Source organism: Leptospira weilii serovar Ranarum str. ICFT (genome assembly GCF_000332415.1).
GTDB lineage: Bacteria > Spirochaetota > Leptospiria > Leptospirales > Leptospiraceae > Leptospira > Leptospira weilii_A.
The window spans coordinates 38775-61367 of record NZ_AOHC02000016.1 but is presented as its reverse complement, the minus strand read 5'-3'; the positions used below and the strand labels follow the sequence as shown (position 1 = coordinate 61367).

Here is a 22593-nt window from a genome sequence, read left to right as displayed (position 1 = left end):
TTTTTTCGTTTCGGGGGATACCCTTGACATCGTCGATCCATTTTTTACAAACCCATTTTCTTTTTTTGCGAACCGGAAATGTTCCTCAAAAAAAAACTTTTTCGGTCGGAACTCCGATCCAAGTTTTATCTAAATTTTTTTTACTATGTTTCTTTTTCAAAACGATCCAAAGTCGGGAACAAAACTTTGCGAGTTCGGAAGGTAAAAAACCGGAACGGATTTTATGGAATTCTATTGGCCGGTTTTTTTGCAAAGTACAACGATCCCTAAAAAGAGTCGTTTTTGTATGTGGGAACGTTCTTTTCTTTTTCGCGTTTTCCGCTTTAAACGCTCAAGTGAAAATCGAATTCGGTCCCACGGGAGAAGTCAAAAAACCTTCTCAAATCAGAGCCCGTTTTTCCGAATCGATGATTCCACTCGGGAATCCGAAATTTTCTTTGGTTCCTTTTGAGATTCGTTGTCCGGTAAAGGGCGCACAACGTTGGGTGGACGATAAGAACTGGGTTCTTGAATTTCCGGAACTACTTCCGGGCGGAGTAGAGTGTAGTTTTGAAACCAAAAAAGTAAAGTCGGTCGCCGGAAATTCTTTGAACGAAGGAGAACGTTTTTCCTTTCATACGGGAGGACCCGAAATGGATTCTTCTTCTCCTTATGAAGGAGGAATCATAGACGAGGATCAGATTTTTATTATCGATCTGGATTCCGAACCGGATTTTTCCTCCGCGAGCGATCATTTGTATTTCGTAGCGGAAGGACTTAAGGATAAAATCGGATTCAGTCGAGTCGGCGTTTCTCTTGAAAAAGAAATCTTAAAGGCAAATTACAGAGAAGGGAAAACCGAAAAGACGATTCTGATCCAACCCGATCAAAAATTTCCGAGCGGCAAAAAAGTTTATCTCGTTTTAGAACAAGGTCTGAAATCGAAATCCGGGGTCTCCAGAAGCTCCACAAGAAAAATTGAATATACGGTCCGGCAACCCTTCCGTGCGGTATTCAATTGTGATCGAGTGAACGCAAAGGCCGCTTGTATTCCTTCTCTGCCTTTGACTCTCAATTTTAATTCTCCCGTTTCCGTCGAGATCCTTCGTAAAATTCAACTTCAGACGAGCGACGGAAAAACAATACCTGCTAAAGTTTCTTCCGAAAAGGGAAGTCACGACTACGGTGTGAGTTTTCCGGCTCCTCTTTCGCCCAAGTCCAAGTTTCAAATTCTTCTTCCATCCGGAGTCAAGGACGACGCGGGACGTTCTCTTACCAATCAGTCTTCCTTTCCTCTCGTCGTATCGACGGACGACTATCCGCCGTTACTCAAGTTTGCGTCTACGTTTGGAATTTTAGAAAGATTTCCGGAAGCGGTTCTTCCGATTACGATTCGAAATCTGGAAGCGGAGAATCCGGTTCGTCTCTATCAAGTGAAAACGAGTCCGGATACTCAAGACAAGATCAAAGAACAATTCGATAAGTTAAAGGAGAAAGGGAAAGAAATCCTGAGTTGGGCAACGGGTAAGGATGAAAAGCAGAATTCCAATCCGCCAAAACAATTTACGGGAAGAGAAATGATTCTCGATTCCACCCAGGTTACGGAAATCGTTCAATATCTCAAGACGATCGAACACTTAGAACATCAATATTCCATTTTCGATCCTTCCAAAAATCCTCCGTCTACGAACGAGATCAAACTGCAATCCAAACAAGGGGTTCGTCGTTTTGAAGTTGTGGGAATTCCTTTGAAAAAACCGGGCTTTCACGTAGTCGAAATGAAATCCGATATATTAGGAAATTCTTTATTAGGAACCAATCAACCGTTTTACGTTCGAACCTCCGCCTTAGTGACCAATCTTTCCCTGCATTTTAAATGGGGAAACGAATCCTCTCTCGTCTGGGTAACAAAACTCAACGACGCAAAACCCGTACCCGGCGCCGACATTCAGATTTTTAATTGTAAGAATGAAAAGATTTTTGTCGGTAAAACCGGGCCGTCCGGAACTCTCATCGTAAAAGGAATTCCAAGTAGAAGTAAGGCTCCGCATTGTTCTTGGAGGCCCTACGAGAACGGCCTGTTTTTGACTGCGGTTTTAGAAGACGATTTTACGTTTACGCATACTCGTTGGCAAAACGGAATCGAAAACTGGAGATTCAATCTTTCGGGAGACTACGGAAACGACAACGTTGTCTTTCATCCGATTTTGGACAGAACCTTGTTTCGTGCGGGAGAAACCGTATCGATGAAACTCGTTTCCAGGGCCAAAAGGACCTCCGGATTCGAGGTTCCGGGACAAAACGAATACCCCACCTTCGCAAAGATCATCCATTCCGGTACGGAAAAAGAATATTCCATTTCTTTAAAGTGGAATCCGGAAGGAACGAGTTCCCTTCAATTCAAAATTCCCAAGGAAGCGAATCTGGGAGTGTATCAGATTTTGTTAAGCGAATTCCCGTCAAAGGACAAAGGCCGGGTTTCCGTCGGAGAATTTCGAGTCGAAGAATTCAGAGTTCCTCTGATGAAAGCGGAGTTCCAAACTGGCGGATCGAATATCGGTCCTTCCAAGTTGGAGCTTACCGGAAACGTTCGTTATCTTTCCGGAGGGGGAGCCGGTAAACTTCCGGTTCTTTTGAGAACCAGAGTTACGGTCGGAGGCGGAGTTTATTTTCCGGATTATTCCGATTTTTCGTTTAGCAACGGTTTGGTGAATCAGAGAACGGAAGAAAACGAGGAGACTTCTACATCTGCAGTCGGTTTTACAAAAACGCAACTCACGCTCGACACAAAAGGTTTTTTTGAAACCACCGTAAAACCCATTCCGGAATCCGACACGACCCAAAGACTCGAAGCCGAACTCGAGTATAGAGATCCGAACGGAGAAATCCAAAGCGCTTACAGGTCCTTTCCGATTTATCCTTCGCAGTATCATATCGGAATCGCTCCCGAAGGTTGGGCTGCGGTTCAAGATTCCGTTCAGTTCAAGGTTGCGGTTCTCGATTTAAAGGGAATGCCGGTGGAAGGCAAGAAGGCAACCGTCGTTGCCTTTACTAAAAAATACTATTCCAATCGAAAACGACTCGTCGGAGGATTTTATAGTTACGAACACAAATCCGAAGTAAAGGAGTTAGGCGAATTTTGCTCCGGCAAAACGAACGCAAAAGGAATTCTGTTTTGCAACGGTTCCGTAAAAGCAACGGGTGAGGTTTATTTTGAAGCCTCTCTTTCCGGAGAAGACGTGAAGGCTCATTCTTCCGTTTGGATCACGGGCAAGGAAGACGTATGGTTTGCGGCGAGCGATCACGATCGAATGGATCTTCTTCCCGAAAAAAAAACATACCAGACAGGAGAAAAGGCGCGCTTCCAAGTTCGTATGCCTTTCCGAGAAGCGACGGCGCTTGTTACCGTGGAAAGAGAAGGAATTCTCAATTCGTTTATCAAAACTTTGAGCGGCAAAGAACCGGTAATTGAAATTCCGATCGAGAGTTCGTTTGCGCCTAACGTGTTCGTTTCCGTTTTAGCGGTGAGGGGAAGAGTCGACAGCCCGAAAGAAACCGCTCTTGTCGACTTAGCAAAACCTTCCTTTCGATTGGGTGTGGCTCAAATTCGAGTCGGTTGGAAACCGTTCGAGGTTCCCGTTCGTGTGGAAACGGACAAAACCGTCTACGGAACCAGACAAAAAGCAAAGGTAAAAATTCAGATCGATCATCCTTCCGCACAAGTAAAGAAGGACGCAAGGATTACGTTAGTCGCCGTTGACCAGGGACTTTTGGAATTGAAATCAAACGATACCTGGGATTTACTCAGAGCGATGATGCGAGAACGAGGGAATTCGGTAGAAACTTCCACCGCACAACTTCAGGTCGTGGGTCGCAGGCATTTCGGATTAAAAAGTTTGCCTTCCGGTGGAGGCGGCGGTGGATCGACTACGAGAGAGTTGTTCGATACTTTGCTCTATTGGAAGTCGGATCTAAAACCGAATGAAAACGGATTTTTAGAAGTGGAAGTTCCCTTGAACGATTCCTTGACCTCGTTTAAAATCGTAGCGATCGTTCATTCCGGAAAAGATAAATTCGGTTCGGGCTCGACTCAGATCCAAACCACAAGAGACGTTCTCATATATCCTTCCATCGCTCCGTTTGCGAGAGAAAAGGACGACGTACAAAGCGGTTTGTCTCTCAAAAACACGACCGAAAAAAACTTGGAACTTGAAATCAGTCCTAAAACGTCGCCGGATCTAAAATTAGAAACTAAGAATATTCAATTAAAAGCGGGAGAATCCGCAAACGTTCACTGGAACGTGTCGATCCCCTCAAAAAAAGAAGAGATCGTCTACGAGTTCCAAACCAAACAAGTCGGAGGATCGTTTACGGATACGGTTCGCTTTCGACAGAAAGTAGGGGAATCGGTTCCGGTTCGGGTTTTGCAATCCACCTTTCGACGTTTGGAGGACGGCAAACTCAGTCTTCCGATCCAAGAAAATCAAGAAGCGATCGCAGGAAGCGGAGAACTCGAGATCAGTTTGAAATCCACTCTTACGGGTGGAGCCGTTCTTTCTTCGAAAGAGTATATGAGTAAATATTCATATACATGTCTCGAACAAAAACTTTCCAAGGCAATTTCGTCCGGGTCTCAGAAAGAATGGGATTCGATCATGGATCAATTGAACACATATCTCGACGGAGACGGATTGTTGAGATTCTTTCCATCGTCTTTGTATGGAAGCGAGATTTTGACGGCGTATGTTTTGATCCTTTCTTCCGAGTCGGGATATAAAATTCCGGAACAGACTCAGGGAACTCTTTTAGAAGCGCTCAATCGATACAACAACGGTTTACTCTATAGAAACAGCTATATTTCCAACACGGATTTTCTACTGAAAAGAATCATCGTGCTCGATGCGATGTCTCGGTTTCAAGTTGTAGGAGACGACGTAATTCGTTCCGTTCAGACCGATCCGAAAATTCTTCCTACCGACATTTTGATCAGTCTTCGAAATATATATTCAAAATCAGGAATATATAAAAAACAGATTCCTGCGTTAGACGTCCTTTTGAAGTCAAGATATAGAATCCAAGGAACCTCTTATAACTTCGCGGACGAATCGAGCCTTTGGTGGTTGTTGTCTTCGAACGATTCGACCGTGATGCGTACGATCCTTTCCGTGGCAAAGGATCCGAGTTGGAAAGAGGATCTTCCTCGTCTGATTCGTGGTGCGATCGTTAGACAATCCAAAGGACACTGGGATATCACACCCGCAAACGCGCTTGGAATTCTTGCGTTCCAAGCGTATTCCAAACAGTTTGAAAAAGACAACGTGGAAGGAAACACGACGATCACTTTGGAAAACAATACGAACACTCTAGAATGGAAGAATCAAAAAGATCCTCCCACTCTATCGATTCCGATGCCAAGAAACACGCAGAATCTTGAGTTTGTCCAAAACGGAAATGGAAAACCGTATGCGGTCATTCATACAAAGGCTGCTTTGCCTTTGAAAGAGAAACTAGAAAGCGGAATGAAAATGGAGAAAGAAATCCTGGATGAATCCGGAAGTAAGAAGTCTTCTTTCAAAGAAGGGGACTTGGTTCGTGTCCGTTTAAAAATTCAAACCGAATCCGATCTTTCCTGGATTGCCGTTAAGGATCCGATTCCGGCAGGAGCGAATATCTTAGGTTCCGGACTTGGAAACGATTCAAGATCGGGCGCCGAGCTTGCTCAAGACGATAACTGGTGGTCTTCTCCCACTTTTGTGGAACGGAAATGGGAAGGGTATACGGCGTATTTCGAATATTTGCCTGCGGGCTCCGCAACCTTGGAATACGTATATCGAATCAATCACTCCGGAAAATTCGTTTTACCCCCGACTCGGGCCGAAGCGATGTATCTTCCGGATCAGTTTGTGGAACTTCCGAATCCGGATCAAACCGTTGTGAAGGAGTAAGCGCTTTTTAGTGGATAGGAGTTAGTGGATTTACAGAATAAGGAAATTATACTTTGTTAAAGTCTAATGGCTCTATTAGGAAAATGTAACTGAGTTCTGATTTCTATTCACTGATTCTTATTTTACGCACAATTGAATTGTCTGGTTTTTGATGGCATTATACTTATGAAGAACCGATTTATATTTTACTGCATCAATATATTCTTTTATTCGAATGTACTTTTTTCGGAAGAAATTCCTTCGTATCGCGAGGTTCGAGACCGGTACCAAGTCTCGGACGGAACGATTTTGGATCTTTATGGAAGATTTTTACAGACCATTCGCCTCGACACCCGGGAAAGAAAACTTGCCTGGACGGAAGAGGGAGAAATTCCGGAGACCTTGTTGTTTTCCTTGTTGTTGCAGGAAGACAAAAGATTCTTCGAGCATTCGGGTGTGGATCGATTGGCGATCTTGGGCGCGATAAAGGATCGAATCCTCGGAAATTCCAAACGGGGCGCGAGTACTCTTCCCATGCAACTCGCAGGAATTTTTCTCGGAACGAAACCGGGTAGCAGAAATATTTTCGACAAATGGGAACAGATGAACCTGGCTCAAAAACTCGAAAAGACTTGGACCAAGAACGAAATTCTTACGGGTTATCTCAATCTGATTCAGTTCCGGGGAGAATTGAGAGGACTAAAGAGCGCCAGCCGGGGGCTTTTTCAAAAAGAACCGTCCGCGTTAAGTGACACCGAATCCATCCTTCTTGTAGCGATGCTTCCGTTTCCGAACGCGAGTGTTTCTACCTTAACAAAACGAAGTTGTATTTTGGCTAAAAAAATCGAAAAGGAAGATCTCTGTGATTCCTTTGAAAACGTAGCAAAGTTTGCAACATCTAAGATCACAGGGCTACCATCGACCGGAGGAATTGCGTTTCACGCGGCTCAGAAAATCTTCAAAGAAAATCCCGGGGTTCTTTCCGGAGAAGGAAGAACCAGAACGACGATCGACTTCGATCTTCAATGGAAAATCACAGAACTTGCAAAAAATAGAATAAACGGACTTAAGAAACAGAACGTGTCCGAAACCGGAATCCTCGTTATCGAAAATACGTCCGGGGCGGTGCTCGCTTACGTAGGAAATCTTCCGGAAAGTTCTTCCTTTTATGTGGATGCGACCCAGTCCAAAAGACAGGCCGGTTCCACTCTCAAACCGTTTTTATACGCGCTTGCATTTGAAAAGGAAGTGTTAAAACCGAATTCGATCTTGGAAGACAATCCTGCGGAATGGAATGCGGTTTCGGGCATTTACAAACCCGGAAATTACAGCAACGTATATCACGGAAACGTGCAGGCAAAATTTGCGTTGGCTTCTTCCTTGAATATTCCCGCGGTTCGCGTATTGGATCTTGTAAGTGTTCCCGATTTTGTTCAGAGACTGGGGGAATTGGGTTTTAGCGGACTTGAGAGAGCGGACTTTTACGGATCTTCTCTCGCCCTCGGAAGCGCGGACGTGACTTTGTTTGAATTGACAAACGCATACAGAACTTTTGCAAACGGGGGAGTTTTTTCTAACCCGACGTTCGATCCTTCCGAAGCAAAACAAACTCTTTCGGAAAATTTTCAAGAGGGAAATCGATGGAGCAGAATTTATTCCAAAGAATCCGCGGACACGTTATCCGAAATACTTTCCAACCGAGAATACAGATCCCTTTCCTTCGGTCTGAACAATGATCTCAGCACACGATTTTTTACGGCGGTTAAAACGGGAACTTCTCAAGACATGCGCGACAACTGGTGTGTGGGTTATTCGAAAAGATATACGGTAGGAGTTTGGGTCGGAAACATGAATGGAAGTCCGATGTGGGACGTGAGCGGCGTCACCGGAGCGGCACCGATTTGGAACGCGGTGATGAATCTCTTGCAAGAAAGAGAACAACTTCCGAGCGATCGGTTTTTAGAAACCTTTAGCGATTTGCCTGTGCGCCAAGTTTTGTCTTCGATTCCTAAAATTTTACTTCCCGGAAATGAAACGATCTATGCGCTCGACCCGGACATTCCCGAAGGAAGACAAAAAATTCGCTTTTTGGCGTCTGCGTTTACGAACGGATTGCAATGGATCTTGGACGGTAAAGAAATGCAAGAAACAAAAGAGAAAGACGCTCTCTGGAAACCGGAGCGCGGATTTCATATTCTTTCGTTACGGGACAAGACCGGAAAAATCATCGATAGTGTCGTTTTTGAAGTCAGATAGTTTTTATCTTGCAGGGAACCGCCTTTAAGTTAGAATCCATCCAAGACTTCTCATGAAACTATCGACTGAAACGTATCTTTTATCTCCCGCATTGGAAGAAGCGATCCTACTCGCCGAAGTAACTTCTCGTCCCTTACTTTTAAAGGGAGAACCCGGAACCGGAAAATCTCTGCTGGCCGAATATCTCGCGGATCAAAGAAAACTTCCTCTTTATACCTGGTCTATCAAATCCATCACCCAGGCAAAGGAAGGATTGTATTTTTACGACGCGGTATCTCGACTGAACGATTCTCGTTTTTCCGAAGATTCCGAAAAAGTAAAGAATATTGAAAACTACATCCGGCTCGGAGCGCTCGGGGAGGCGTTTGATCTGGATCAAAAGTCCATCGTACTCATCGACGAAATCGATAAAGCGGACATAGAATTTCCGAACGATCTTTTGTTGGAATTGGACCGAATGGAATTTTTCATTCCCGAAATTTCAAAACGTATTCGGGCGAAACATCGTCCTCTTACGATCATCACTTCCAACAACGAAAAAGAATTGCCCGCGGCTTTTTTAAGAAGATGCATTTTTCATTATATAGAATTTCCGGACCCCGAGTTTATGAAAAGAATCATCCTTTCCCATTATCCGGGAGTGGGTCATACGTTACTCATCAAGGCTCTCGAAATGTTTTATCTCATCCGTAGAATGGACGATCTCAAGAAAAAACCGGGAACGAGCGAACTTTTGGATTGGATTCAGATTTTGGTTCACCAAGGTGCGGTTCTCAAGGAAGAAGTAAGAATTCCGTTTCTCGGGGCTCTGATCAAAAACGAGGAGGATCTGAGATTATTCAGAAATTAAGATGTTTATCCCGTTCTTTTACAGACTTAAAAGCGAAGGAATACCGGTTACAACGGGAGAATTTTTGGACTTCCTGAAGGTTGTGGACCATTACACGACTCATCAAAAGGCATGGATCGGCTTAAACGAACTCTATCGGTTTTCCAGAGCTTGTATGGTAAAAGACGTCAAATATTTCGACGCCTTTGATCTCGTCTTTTCCGAAATTTTCGGAGAAAAGGGTGCGCTCAAATCGGAATTTAAACAAGAGTTGTTGGACTGGCTTAACCGAATATTCGATAATCCTAATAAACTACCGCCTTCTCTCATTCCTCCCGAAGAGCTTTTGAGAGAACTTAAAAAAAGGCTCGAAGAACAAAAAGGAGAACACCACGGCGGAAACAAATGGGTGGGAACCGGAGGAACTTCTCCGTTTGGACACGGTGGAAAAAATCCGGAAGGTGTGAGAATCGGAGGCGAGGGGGGAAACAGGTCCGCAGTTTTTCAAGCATTAGAAAGACGTTATAAAGAATACAGAACCGACGAACAACTCGACGTACGTCAGATCAAAACGGCGCTTAAAAAACTCAGAAACTTAAGAAAGGAAGGTGTGTCCGAGTTTCATCTTCCGAAAACGATCGATTCCACTTGTAGAAACGCGGGGGATATTCAGATCGAGTTCGAACGTTCTCGTAAGAACGGACTCAAGGTTTTATTGCTGATGGATACGGGAGGAAGTATGACTTCTCACGCGGAAAGGGTCAATAAACTTTTTTCTGCGAGTCATCAGATCAATCACTTCAAAGAGTTTCATTACTATTACTTTCACAACATCGTCTATGACGCGGTATATCCGAAAGCGAACATGAGAACTCCGCTTTCTCTACAAAGAGTATTTAAAAAACACGGCAACGATACCAAACTTATCATCATCGGAGACGCGTATATGGCGCCTTATGAGTTGCTCGATTCCACTTACGGATATTATCACAGTCGGTTTCGGACGGACTTCCGACTTCCTGAAAATCCCGAGTCGGGCCTGGATTCCTTAAAAAGAATTCGAAGACATTTTAGAGATTCGATTTGGTTGAATCCCGAGCCGATCCGATACTGGGACGCTCCTACGATCCGCGAAATTGGAAATCGGATTCCGATGTATTTTTTGTCCTTGGATGGACTCGAAAAAGGAATTAAGAAACTTCTCAATTCTTTTTAGAACCTGTTTCAAAAAGTTGATAATGGATTTGGAATAGGAACGATTCAATTGAACCCTGAAATCTTAAAATTAAAACGTTTTCAATTTTAAAAGGGAGTAGAGAGTTTGAATATACGGAATTTCTAAACCGTTTATCTCGCCGATTTTAATCGCGTTTCCCAAAATTGCTTCCGATTCCAAGGGCCTTCCCGCCTCGAAATCCAAGAGCATACTCGTTTTATACGGTTTCATAACCTCGGTCATTCGAATTAAGGTTTCGATCTGGGTTTCCGGAACTTCCGCGCCGTCGAGTTTGGAAAGTTTTTGAACCTCTTTCATGATTTCGATTACGAGCAACCGGCTCGCAGGTTCCTCTAAAATTTCGGAAGTATTTTTTCCACCCGAAAGAACGCTGATCGGATTGAAGGGCGCGTTCCACATCAATTTTTTCCAACGAGCTTGTCGGATCGTTTCTGTTGCGGTGGTCGGAACTCCGACCGTATTCCAAAGTGCGACGAGTTTTTCGCAAAGGGAGGAAGGATTTCGATTCCAAGATCCGATCGTCAATTCTCCATAATCCAAATGAAGAATTTTTCCCACACCGAGACGATTGGCGCAAACAAAGGCCAGGCCGCTTAAAATTTCATTGTTCGGATAAAGGGAGGAAACGGGTTCTTCGATACCGATCCCGTTTTGCAAAAGTAAAATCGGTAAATCATTCGGAATGGATTTTCCTAAGATCGCTTCCAAACGGATTGCAGGCAGGCATTTTAGGCAATTGAGAACCAGATCGTATTCATTTAAATTTTTAGGAACCGTTTCAAAAATTCGATTCGCTTGATAACGGAAATTTCCCCAGGAACGGCTTTCGATTTGAAAGCCGTTCGATTCCAATTCGGAAGAATTTTTTCGGGCCCAAAAATCGACCTTACAACCGGCTTGTGCAAGTTTACCGGCGTAAAGTCCGGCGATGGCCCCGGTCCCTAAAACTAAAATTCGAAACAATCTATCGGGCCTGCGAGAATTTTCTTTCTATTTTTTTTAGAATTTCGGTGATCGCCTGAACGTAACCGTCGTAGACCCCGCGGTCGTAATCCCCGAGAGAGCGATAATTCAAACTTTGTATTTCTTTCAAGTGATTTCGTAATTCCTCGTCCACGTAGTTTTTACGAATATAAAGAGTTTCAAACACTTTCGGATGCACCATTTACCTCTTTTTTCGAATATAAGAAAATCAGAAAATTCAAAAGAATTCAACGCAAAATCGTTCTTCGAAAAAATTCGGATTTTAACCACGTATTAGCCCGTTTGTAATCGACGAATTTTTTTTCGAAAGTTTTGAAATCCTTTCCGTGGATGATATTCCTACCTTTTTTTCGGGAAACCGGAAAATGGACGTGCAGTAGCTCGTGAAAGACGATGTATTCTAAAACGAAATCCGGAACGGATTCAAGCGATAAAACGGGGTTGATTACGATCATCTTATGCGACGGGTCGTAATGTCCGAGCCTTGTGAACGACTTGGATTTTCCCCAAAAAATTTCCAGCTCGGAAAGATCGAGCCTCAGATACGATTCGTTGATCCTTTCCAGGATTTCTCTGAGTCGTCCGTTTTGCGAGGAGGAACGTTGGATTTGTTTGCGATTTTTGTTCGTATTTCTTTTTTGTGTCGAATGATTTTCGTAAAACTTTTGGATCGTAGATTCCAAGTGATCCGGAATCGGTCGTTTTAATAATTTATACAGTAGAAGGTCGATCACTGCTTCCAAATTTTCCGGTTCCGATTTCAAATACGATGAATGAATTCTGAATTCTAGTTTTTCCGGGGAAATCCGAATGGAACTTCCCAGATTGGAATAGGGATAAAATTTAGCTCCGATTTTTTTCCCTTTCAAAATTTTCCCTCCGGGGAGTTTACAAAATTCGAATATTCTTTTTTCTAAAAAACTCAGCGCGAAAGATTTTTCGATTTCTTCGCCGCGTTTTTCGAATGCGGAAAACATGAATTTTTACTTCCCGAAGTAACCTTGAATTCTCAAGAAGGAGTCGTTCGAGCTTTTTATCGCAGAACCCTGGGTCGCGAAAGGCTCCTTAGATACGGATTTGCCCGGCATGAGTTTCAGTTCGTAGACTTTTTCGGAAGTAGGAATTTCGTTTAAAAAACGAGAGAGTTTCGTATAATACGGTCCCGATCTGGAGCCCGCCAAAGAAGGTCTCGTAAAATACAATTCCTTTCTGGCTCTTGTGATCGCCACGTAAAAAAGTCTTCTTTCCTCTTCCGTATCCGTGTTTTTGCTCGAAGGAAAAACTCCTTCGGTTGTGTTCAAAACGAATACGAGATCGAACTCCAATCCTTTTGCGGAATGTACGGTCGATAAGTTGAGTAGATCGGTTTCCGTGTTGTCCGGTTTGATTTTATCCAAACTTAAGGATGTGTGATCCATCGTAAGATCGGATAAAAAATCGCCGAGCGAAACGTATTTCAGAGAAAATCCGAGAACGGAATCCAAGTCTTCCGATCTTCTTTTGGAGTCGTCGTAGTTCTTTTCCAAAAGCACCCGGTAGTAATCGATAAAATCCGCGGTGATCTTTTTTACTTCCGAGTTTGTTTCTTTGTGTTTTTGATAAAGATAAAAGAGCGGGGAAAGATATTTACCGATTGCGGTTCCGTTTTCCTCCAAAAGAACTTCTAAGGAACCGGAAGTTTTACGGATCTTCTCTAAAATGCCGTTTGCCTTCGTATTTCCGATTCCGGGGATCAGTTTTAAAATTCGAATCCAAGAAACGGAATCCAAAGGATTGACGAGCGGTTTTAAAAAAGAAATCAAATCCTTGATATGAGCCGTTTCGATGAACTTTCTTCCGCCGAATTTTACGAACGGAATATTCCGTTTTGCGAGTATAAGTTCGAGTTGATTCGAGTTCCAACCCGCGCGGAAAAGAACGCTCATTTTTTTAAAGGGAATCCCTTCCTCTTTTTTTTGTAAAAGAATTTCCGCGATTCCTTCGGCTTCTTCCAATTCGTCCTCAAATTGCAGAACGTTCGGTAGTTGACCGTTTTCATTGTCCGTAAAAAGATATTTATCGTATTTTTCGGAAAAATTTTTAAGGACCGCGTTTGCGAGATTCAAAATCGCGGGTGTACTTCTATAATTTTTTTCCAAAAAGATCGTTTTCGTATTCGGAAATATTTTAGGAAAATCTAAAATACCTCTGACCGAAGCACCTCGAAACGTATAAATACATTGTGCGTCGTCTCCGACGACCATCAAGTTGGAATGTTCCGAAGCGAGTAAACAAACGATATGCGCTTGGACTTTGTTCGTATCTTGAAACTCATCCACCATAATAAATTTATATTTTTCGGATAACGCCGTTCTGACTCCGGGGTGATTTGCGAGAAGGTCTCTCGTAAAATAAAGAAGGTCGTCGTAATCCAAAAGGGATCTTTCGCTTTTATACGATTTGTAGTCTTCGAAAATTTGGGAAATATCCTTGGCTTTTTGCAAAAAAATAGGATAATCTTTTTCTAATATAGTCTGGAGGGTTTTTCCGGTGTTTTGAATTTCACCGTGGATGGAAACCAAGGTTTCGTTGGAAGGGAACCGGGATTTGGTTTTGCCGAAATCTCTTTCTTCTCTTAAAAATTGAAACACGTCCAAGGAATCGGAATCGTCCAAAATCGTAAATCCGGAGGAGATTCCGAGGGCGGGAGCGAATTTTCTCAAAACTCCGCTGCAAAAAGAATGAAAGGTTCCACCCTGAACCTCGGCGCATTTTTTGTCTCCGATGGAAGAAGCCCTGAGAATCATTTCTCTCGCGGCCTTGCGGGTAAATGTCAAAAGTAGAATGGAGGAGGCGGGGGTTCCGGAGGAAACCAATTGGGCCAATCGACTGATGATGGTTTTGGTTTTACCGGTTCCGGCGCCCGCTAAAACGAGCAAGGGTCCTTCTTGGGTAAGGACCGCTTCCAATTGAGCCGGATTTAATTCTTTTTTCCAAGACATGAAGGAATCGACGACGACTCTCAATGATGGTGGTGCCCACCTTCTCCGTGAACGTGTCCGTGCGAAACCTCCTCTTCGGTGGCTTCTCGAATTCCGGTAAGTTCCACGTCGAAAACCAAATTCACTCCCGCGAGAGGATGATTTCCGTCTACGATCACCGATTCTTCTTGAAGTTCGGTGATCGTAAAAACCTTGTCCGGTTCGTCGGTTTGAAACATCATTCCCACTTGTAAATCTTCACTGGGAGGAAACTGGGATTTAGGAACGTCAAAAATAAGGTCCGGATCTTTCATACCGTATGCATTCTCTGCGGAAACATTGATTTTTCTCTTTTCTCCGGTTTCCATTTTTTTCATCTCTTCTTCCAAACCGGAAATGATATGTCCGACTCCTTCCAGATAGGATAACGGAGCCTTCCCTTCGGAAGAATCGATCAAATTACCTTCGGTATCGTGAAGGGTGTAATGGAAAGTAATCACTCTATTTTTCATGGATAGCTGTACTCCAGGGGATAAAATTGAAATTCTGGTAGGATCGGTTAGAGAAATACCGGAATCAGGGTCGTTTTCAGAGTAAATTGAGCGGTAGGGTTTAGCTCAATCAGAATTTTATTTTAGAATTTGGAATCGTAGTGAAAATCCAATTTGGCTTGTTCGCGTTCTCTGAGAAAGGTTTCGATTCGATTGGATAGAAAGAACCAGGAATCTTGAACAAAGATTTCATGAAACCTGGCGGAAAATTGGAGGTAATCTTTTTCTGCGAGCTTTGAATCTCCGGTATGATCCAAGAGTAAGTTGTAAGAAATGACTAAAACATTTTTTTCAAGCCTATAAGCCAGAGAAGTTTCTAAAACTTTCTGAGGTTCCTGAACCGGAATTTTTCTTTTCAATCCGTTTTTGGTTACGAACAAAGACGGTTGATCCAGCTTTGAGGGAATCATTGCGCCCGAATAGATTTTCATACTCCTCCTTAAAGGCTAAAAATTCCGGGACGGAATCCAAATTCTCATCTCTCCTCAGAAAGAATCGAATTCGGATTCTATCCCAGCAACGAGCTGGCATTGAAAGAAATCCGGAAAAGCAGAATATGGGGGGAGACTGGATTTCCGAACTCATTCTTTCCTATAAAGCGCCCGAATCTTCGCTAAAGAATGGATTAACTGTGACTTTATATGTTTTTTGAAATAAATTCAACAATATTTTTACTTAAAAATCATTTAAGCTGCATTTTTTCTAAAATTTAAGTCTAGATTGGAATGAACGGTCCCTTCCGGTCTTAAATAGGTCTCTTTTTGGGAAGAAGCTTTCGAGGTTTGAATTTCAAGTCCGTCGGTCCTTAAAAGAATCTTTTCCGAAAAGAAACGGAAAAGTTTCAAATTCCGAGACTTTTTCGCTAAAAGCAAAACAAGTTTTGACAACTTCAGATCTCCTGGATTCAGGATCGAAGCCCTTGCGTATTGAAAACATGCGTTTTGGACTTGTCCCTTTTGGAGAAATTCGTTTCCTTCCCGGATCAAAACTCCGCATTGAGAAAGGTTTTTTTGGGAAACGGTTTCAAAGCCGGTTTGAATTCTCAAAAAACTCAAATCGTCCGAGAGTTCCCCTTTTTCGGAAATCATAGATTCCAACTCCTCCAAATCCGGAATGGAGTTTTGGATCAATTCAAAGAATACGTCCGGAACCGAAGATTTTTGTTTTCGGGAGGAAGGATCTTGAATATACAAATCTTCCCTTCCATCGGAACCGTAAAGAATCGTGTCGCCGGGCAAAAGTTTATAGTATTCGATTTTTACCTTCGTATCCGAATCCGGAAAACCGATCTTTCGTAAGACCGCCGTTTCGAAGAGGTAACTCGTTTTTCCGTTTCGGGCGATGACAATCGGAGGATGCTCGCAGTTGATAAAAAATAAATCTCCGGTTTCGATTTGGTACAAAGAAAGAATTCCGGAAACGAGCATACTTCCGTCAAAGGATTCGAAAACCGCCTGGAGGTTGGCGTAAAGTAGAAAAAGCCAATTCTCCGGATTTCTGAATTCATAATCCTGAGTTTGTAAAAAACTTTTTACGATGGAACAAAAGACCAACGCGCCGCTTGCGCCTTGAAGCGATTTTCCCATCGCGTCCGCGTTGATCAACACCTGATACGGAATACCCGATATCAGAACTCGCTCGCTGAGGACTACGTCTCCGCCGATTTCGTAGGTTCGATTTTTAAATTGAAAACTCTTAAATTGTTTTCTATGGATATCGATCTCAGCGAAGTTTGTTTTGAGATTTTTGGATAAGAAAGGTTGAAAAAGAAGAGTGATTAGAAAGTAGTCTCCGTCTTGATGTTCCTTGAGATTTCGGATTTCTTCCAGACTGGAGGAAAGTTCTTGGGTTCGATTTCGAATGGCAGTCTCCAAAACTCGGTTCCAGGATTTCAGTTTTTCCTTCATCTTCACGAATTTGTTCGCAAGAATTAAGGTTAAAAAACCCAAAAATCCGGAAACTCCCAAGCCGGATAGGCGAACCGTTTTAAACATTCCTCTTTGAGAAAGTACGTCGATCCCCACGCAGATCAGTAAGAATAAAATTCCGGAAAGAATCGTTTTGGATTCGAAACTTTTTTTCAGATTCGGAATTAGAATTCTCAAACTCAAATAAACAAAACCGATCCAAAGAACTTGTAGTACGTATCGATTGATCGTATCCAATAACGAAACGGTTTGTGCGATTAAAATCCAAACGAGTACGACTAAAATTACCGCCTCCAAAAAAGTATGAAATCTGGTTCGCGCCTTTTTAAAAAGGGAATTTAAAAATCTACAAAAAACGGGAAACAAAAACACAAGTAAAGAATATTCAATTTTTTTTAAATAAAGGATTTTCCATTCGGTGATATATTTTAGCTCCGAAAGAAAAGTCTGAAACAGAGCGAATAGAACCAAAAACAGTCCGAAATAAAAATTTTCCTCTCCCTTTTTTTCTCTCAAGGAAAGGAACAAAAAGAATCCGCCGATCAGCAAAAAGGAACCGGACATCAAAAGTCCGCCGATTTCCCGGAGATAGAATTTTTTCCAGATCGTAGCGGGCGAACCGATTCCGATGGGTCCGGAAAGTATTCCGTATTCGTAATCGAAGTAGGGTCGAATGAAAACGAGTATTTCATTCTTTTGGAATATTCTTTTTTCTGAAATCGAATAGATTCGAGTCCGATCGTATCCTTGAGGAGTTGAATTTCGATAACCGTCAAACAATTCTTCCGAAAGTTCTTGTCCGTTCCATCGGACTTGGACATGATCCGATACCCTTCCTAAAGAAAGTGCAAGCGGGGAATCGATGGGCCTTTCCAATTCAAAACGTTTTCGTAGTAGAATTTCACCCCGAAACGAAGTCGATTCTACGAAATCCTTGAGATTGGAAGGAATCGGTACAGGTTTCCAAAGTTCGGAATCCGGAACGTTCGGCCTTGGGTCCTTGTTTGGCTTTAACTCGTTGTCGTTTGGGTTTTCGTCCGGATGGGAGCCAAGGTAAATTTCCCAAGAGCCGGTTAGGTCTTGAAAACCTTCCTCTTGAGTTGTGGGTTGTAAGTCGGGAATACACTCGACGATCGTTAAAAGTGAAAGGATAAAAATGAATTTGTAATACAAGGAATTCTCCTCCTAACGTGTACGGTTCTTCGTACCGTTCGGAAGAGAACGTTCAGAGTGAAAAAATCGAAACCAATCTCAAAAAAAATCAACCTTTAGGCGATCTCTGACTTTATAGCGATCAGAGTACTAGGGTTCAGCGGTTAGAATTCAGAGGTCGAAGTGATTTACATCCGCTCAATCCATAGCGCCGGAGTTTCCGATTGGCCCGGTTTTCTTAGGCAAACTCTCTAGTTCACTCCGATTTCGATCGCAGCCTCAAATCCTTCCAACATCGCCCGTTTTGCGTCGATTCCGGATGCGTCCTTGGCGCCTCCGATGAGATACGACGGAATTTCCGGAGATTTTGTTTTGAACTCTTCGTAAAGAGAAACTTCGCTGAGTTGTCCCGCACAAAGGATGATCGAATCGCATTCAATGGTTAGGGGACCGTCCTTTTTGGTTTCAACGACGAGCCCTTGATCTGTGACTTCCTTATAGTTGAGAGAAGTATAAAATCCGACCTCTTTCGATTCCAATTCCTGAAGTAAGGCCCAGGCAGTCGTCGCTCCCAATCCCGATCCGATCTTTCCGGATCTTCGAAAGATGGAAACCTTTCGATTCGGTTTTTCTTTTTGAATTTGTGCGTTCGTATAAGAAGTCACGTTGTAACGATGAAAATAAGAATCGATCGTAGGCGCCTCTTCTTCCGTAAGTTTATGAGCCACGTCACAACCGATTCCTCCTCCTCCGATGATCGCAACCTTGTCACCCGGCTTGAATTTTCCGGAAAGATAATCCGCGTAAGAAGCCGTCTTCTTTTTTTCGATTCCAGGAAGGGAAAATTCCCTAGGTTTGACTCCGGTTGCAAAAATCACCGCATCCGGTTTGAGTGCAAGAATGCTGTCTAACGTGGCGCGGTGGTCGAACCGAATTTCCACTCCTAGGTTTTTAAGTTCGTTTTTAAAATAACGAATCGTTTCAAAAAATTCCGATTTTCCGGGAATCTGCGCTGCAAGATTGAGTTGTCCTCCGATTTTGTCCGTCGCTTCCAGTACGGTCACTTTGTGACCTCGAATCGCGCTGATTCTCGCCGACTCGAGTCCTCCCGGTCCGGATCCGACTATGACCACGTGTTTTTGATTTGCATTTTTCAGTTTGCCGATTTCGAGTTCTCTATTTGCGGAAGGATTTACCAAACAGGAAACCATCTGTTCTTTGAACGTATGATCCAAACAGGCTTGATTGCAGGCGATACAGGTATTGATTCTTTCTTCCTGATCCGCTTGGATCTTATTTAGAATATCAGGATCCGCTAAAAAAGGTCTCGCCATACTCAGGATATCCGCTTCGTGATCTTTCAATATGCGGGACATCGTTTCCGGCATATTGACTCGATTGGATGCGATGATCGGAATGTCCTTGATTCTCTCTTTGATCTTTCCGGAAATTTTTGCCCAAGCCCCTCTCGGAACGAGCATGGAAATCGTCGGAATTCTGGATTCATGCCAGCCGATTCCTATGTTGAGCGCATCGGCCCCGGTCTCTTTTAGTTTTTCCGCAAGTACGATGACTTCTTCAAAGGTCGGGTTGCCCGGAATCAAATCGATTCCCGACATACGATATACAACCGGAAAATCCTTTCCGACTTTTTTTCGGACGTTTTTCATTACTTCGATCGCAAAGTTCATTCTTTTTTCGGAACTTCCGCCGAAGAAATCCTCTCTGTGATTGGTTACGGGTGAAAAGAATTGGTTCACCAAATAACCTTCACTTCCCATGATTTCTACGGCGCCAAAGCCGATTTCCTTTGCCTTGAGCGCGGAGTCTCCGAAGTCTTCGACCGTTCTCCAGGCTTCCTCTTCGGAAAGCGCTTTCGGTATAAAACGATTGATCGGAGCACGGAGCGCGGTTGGCGCCACAAGTTCCCTATGATATGAATATCTTCCCGCGTGAAATAGTTGAGCGCAAAAAACTCCTTTGGGCTTGAGTGCGTTTGCAACGATAGATAATTCCTTACAATCTTCTTCCTTTTGAAAGTTAAAGAAAATGTTAGCTCCTCTGCCTTCGTGATTGACGGCGATTCCCCCCGTCGTGATAAAACAAGCGCCTCCGTCGAATCGTCTCCCATAGAACGCGATCATTCTTTCCGCAGTCATCGGCATTCCTTCCAGTCCTAAGTGCATGGAGCCCATAATCACTCTGTGGGGAAGTGTGATCGAACCGATTTGGATCGGTTGGAAAATTTCAGAATATTTCATAACAAACCTTTTTTTTTGGAGAATCTTTCCTTCTATCTTGAAAACGGATTGGTAAACGGGCAAGTGAATTCTTGGACCCATTTCACCGGTTCCTGTTTGATTCCAACTTAAAGCTTGTCCCAAAACCTGAAAGAGAATTTGCAGGAGTTCCCACAGAAACTTTCCCTTTGAAGGTTTTTAGGCTTTTGCGTGATTTTCTCGTCCTTTAAAAACGTAGGAGTTCCAACATTTTTAGACTTTGGGACAAGCTCCTTAATTCGGAACCTGGTTCCGTGTGATTTTTTTTATTTTTTTTTGTGAATCTCCCTCTCTGCTTCGTTCCGGAAGAACCGTATTGAGTATGGAAATTCTTTCGCTGTATTCTCAGAGGAAAATTGAATCCGCATTGGTCGAAGGTGGAATCGGAATCGATTCGATTCTCGTTCCTGTCTCGTATTGGAATGTTTTGGATTTGGAAGAAAAAAAGGCTCTTTCTAAAAAATTACCTTATCTTTTGCGGAGATATACGAAGTATGTGGCTTCTATGAAGAGGCTTCATTGGAGGGCGGGTAAGATCAAGTACAACTGGGGTGTGGGGAAGATGAAGAAGATGAGCATTCGCGTGAATACGGGTGCTTGGGCTTTGCTGGGAGCTTTGGCGGCGGCGCATGGTGTTTCTAGATGTTTTATGTTTAATTATATGCTTTGGCTGGATGATATCGGGGTCGGAGATTCTATCGTAGAAACTGTAAACCTAGGAACTCCTAGGTTTCATGAGATTTACAGAATGATTTGGACTTTAAATTTACGAGAAAACAAAATCACCAGGGAATTCGACTTCGATCCAAACTCAATGACGGACCAATATCCCTACCATTTGAACAAAAACCCCGTCGTAGAAACTTAAAGTCGATTGAGCGCGGAAATATAAGCCCTCGAACAGGCCTCGATGATGTCCGTGGAGCTTCCTTTCCCGACGACACGCTCTCCCTTGTATTCCAAAGTCACGGAGGCTTCCGCCATAGCGTCCTGACCCGCAGTAACCGGAGAGATCACGAGTCTGGAAACTTCCGGATCCATACCGGTTGTTTTCTGAATCGCTTTGAAGATCGCGTCCACAGGGCCGTCACCGGTTGCAGATTCTTCTCTGATATGACCGTCAATAACAATTCTCACGCCCGCAGTCGGAGTGCTTTTGCTGCCTGTGGAAACCGTAAAACCGTCCAGTTGAAAACGGTCCCCCGTAGACTTTCTGGTTTCATCCGAAAAAAGGGCGCGGATATCCTCGTCGTAGATTTCTTTTTTTCTGTCGGCAATCTCCAAAAATCTTTGATAAGCGGCTTCCAATTCTTCCGCTTGCGGAGAAAAGCCGAGTTTTACGATTCGATCCTTAAAACCGGCGCGGCCGCTATGTCTGCCCAGAACCATTCTGTTGGAAGAAAGCCCGACGGTTTCCGGTTTCATAATCTCGTAGGTTTCTCTGTGTTTGATCACACCGTCTTGGTGAATCCCGGATTCGTGAGCGAAAGCGTTTGCACCAACGATGGCCTTATTGGGTTGAACGAGCATACCTGTAATCGTTTTCACGAGATAGGAGGCGCGAGCGATTTCCTCGGTTTTAATTTGGGTTTGAATTCCGAACGTATCCTTTCTGGTTCGCATCGCCATGACGATTTCTTCCATGGCCGTATTGCCCGCTCTCTCCCCGATACCGTTGATCGTACATTCGATTTGACGGGCGCCGTATTGGACCGCAGCCAAGGAGTTAGCGGTTGCAAGTCCCAAATCATTGTGACAATGTGCGGAGAAGATCGCCTTATCGGATCCTCTAACATTCTTAAGTAAAAATTGAAACAAGGCGCCGTATTCGGCCGGAGTAGTATAACCGACCGTGTCCGGAATGTTGATCGTAGTCGCCCCGGCTTCGATTACCGCTTCGCAGAGTTCTCTTAAAAATTCCGGTTCGCTTCTAGTAGCGTCTTCGGGAGAAAATTCCACGTCGTCCACGAATTGTCTGCAAAGGGTCACGGCTTCCACGGCCATTTTTAAAACTTCTTTGGGTTCCTTTCCGAGTTTATATTTCATATGAATCGGAGAGGACGCGATGAAGGTATGAATCCTTCTTTTTTTTGCGGGTTGGAGCGCTTTAGACGCGGCTTCGATATCGGCTTTCATGGCTCTTGCAAGAGCGGCGATCGTCGGACCTTCGGTTTCTCTTGCGATCCTTTCGACGGCTTGAAATTGAACGGGAGAAGATACGGGGAATCCGGCTTCTATGATATCCACTTTCATCGTAGCCAATTGAGCTGCGATTTCCAACTTCTCGTTTTCCGTCATCGCGGCTCCGGGACATTGTTCACCGTCTCGGAGCGTCGTATCAAAAATGCGAACGTAGTCTTTCTGATCTGTTGCCATGTGATTCTCGCAAAAAATTCTGTTTCCAGTTTTTTGGATTTTATTCCTTAGACAACCAATTAAACTCCGCATTCTTTCAAAACGAAATATTCGATTGAAAAACGGAGAACCCTTTTTACGATTTCAACTTTCAATGTT

At 43.5% G+C, this 22593-nt stretch carries 14 protein-coding genes; 5 read left to right on the top strand and 9 right to left on the bottom strand.

Going from position 1 to position 22593, the window contains the following annotated elements:
• Positions 1–116: 116 nt before the first annotated feature.
• From LEP1GSC060_RS04745 to LEP1GSC060_RS04730, 4 genes are all read left to right on the top strand, one after another.
• Complete coding sequence (locus LEP1GSC060_RS04745) at positions 117–5924, top strand: alpha-2-macroglobulin family protein (protein ID WP_420805474.1); 5808 nt, start codon at positions 117–119, stop codon at positions 5922–5924.
• 165 nt (positions 5925–6089) lie between these two features.
• Positions 6090–8159, top strand: a complete 2070-nt coding sequence (pbpC, locus tag LEP1GSC060_RS04740) for a penicillin-binding protein 1C (protein WP_002997041.1) — start codon at positions 6090–6092, stop codon at positions 8157–8159.
• A 52-nt stretch (positions 8160–8211) separates the two neighbouring features.
• Positions 8212–9009: an AAA family ATPase gene (locus LEP1GSC060_RS04735; RefSeq protein ID WP_002996919.1), complete on the top strand. Its 798-nt coding sequence runs from the start codon at positions 8212–8214 to the stop codon at positions 9007–9009.
• Position 9010: 1 nt separating this feature from the next.
• Positions 9011–10204, top strand: a complete 1194-nt coding sequence (locus LEP1GSC060_RS04730) for a hypothetical protein (protein WP_002996855.1) — start codon at positions 9011–9013, stop codon at positions 10202–10204.
• Positions 10205–10273: 69 nt separating this feature from the next.
• Here LEP1GSC060_RS04730 and LEP1GSC060_RS04725 read toward each other — a convergent pair whose 3' ends face one another.
• From LEP1GSC060_RS04725 to LEP1GSC060_RS04690, 8 genes are all read right to left on the bottom strand, one after another.
• Positions 10274–11188 (bottom strand): ketopantoate reductase family protein, encoded by a 915-nt coding sequence (locus LEP1GSC060_RS04725; protein ID WP_002996867.1) that lies wholly within the window; start codon positions 11186–11188, stop codon positions 10274–10276.
• A 1-nt stretch (position 11189) separates the two neighbouring features.
• Entirely contained in the window at positions 11190–11387 is a 198-nt protein-coding gene (locus LEP1GSC060_RS04720; RefSeq protein WP_002997055.1) for a hypothetical protein, read from the bottom strand.
• Between the two features lie 49 nt (positions 11388–11436).
• The gene (locus tag LEP1GSC060_RS04715; protein WP_002996886.1) at positions 11437–12186 is read right to left on the bottom strand and encodes a SprT family zinc-dependent metalloprotease; all 750 of its coding nucleotides are present in this window, start codon (positions 12184–12186) and stop codon (positions 11437–11439) included.
• Positions 12187–12192: 6 nt separating this feature from the next.
• On the bottom strand, positions 12193–14190 hold the full coding sequence (locus LEP1GSC060_RS04710) for an ATP-dependent helicase (RefSeq protein ID WP_002996958.1): 1998 nt from the start codon (positions 14188–14190) through the stop codon (positions 12193–12195).
• 20 nt (positions 14191–14210) lie between these two features.
• Positions 14211–14681 (bottom strand): FKBP-type peptidyl-prolyl cis-trans isomerase, encoded by a 471-nt coding sequence (locus LEP1GSC060_RS04705; protein ID WP_002997049.1) that lies wholly within the window; start codon positions 14679–14681, stop codon positions 14211–14213.
• Positions 14682–14803: 122 nt separating this feature from the next.
• Positions 14804–15151 carry an LIC14007 family protein gene (locus LEP1GSC060_RS04700; RefSeq protein WP_002997012.1) on the bottom strand — a complete coding sequence of 116 codons (348 nt, stop codon included), beginning with the start codon at positions 15149–15151 and terminating at the stop codon, positions 14804–14806.
• A 255-nt stretch (positions 15152–15406) separates the two neighbouring features.
• On the bottom strand, positions 15407–17821 hold the full coding sequence (locus tag LEP1GSC060_RS04695; protein ID WP_002997000.1) for a SpoIIE family protein phosphatase: 2415 nt from the start codon (positions 17819–17821) through the stop codon (positions 15407–15409).
• Positions 17822–18051: 230 nt separating this feature from the next.
• A complete protein-coding gene (locus LEP1GSC060_RS04690; protein WP_036095389.1) occupies positions 18052–20061 on the bottom strand; it encodes an oxidoreductase in 2010 nt (669 codons plus the stop codon).
• Between the two features lie 340 nt (positions 20062–20401).
• On the opposite strand from LEP1GSC060_RS04690, the gene LEP1GSC060_RS04685 reads away from it, so the two are divergent.
• The gene (locus LEP1GSC060_RS04685; protein WP_036095387.1) at positions 20402–20947 is read left to right on the top strand and encodes a DUF1564 domain-containing protein; all 546 of its coding nucleotides are present in this window, start codon (positions 20402–20404) and stop codon (positions 20945–20947) included.
• Here the strand turns inward: LEP1GSC060_RS04685 and LEP1GSC060_RS04680 are convergent.
• On the bottom strand, positions 20944–22527 hold the full coding sequence (locus LEP1GSC060_RS04680) for a 2-isopropylmalate synthase (RefSeq protein WP_080634508.1): 1584 nt from the start codon (positions 22525–22527) through the stop codon (positions 20944–20946). The two genes, LEP1GSC060_RS04685 and LEP1GSC060_RS04680, sit on opposite strands and share 4 nt — an antisense overlap.
• Positions 22528–22593 lie beyond the last annotated feature (66 nt).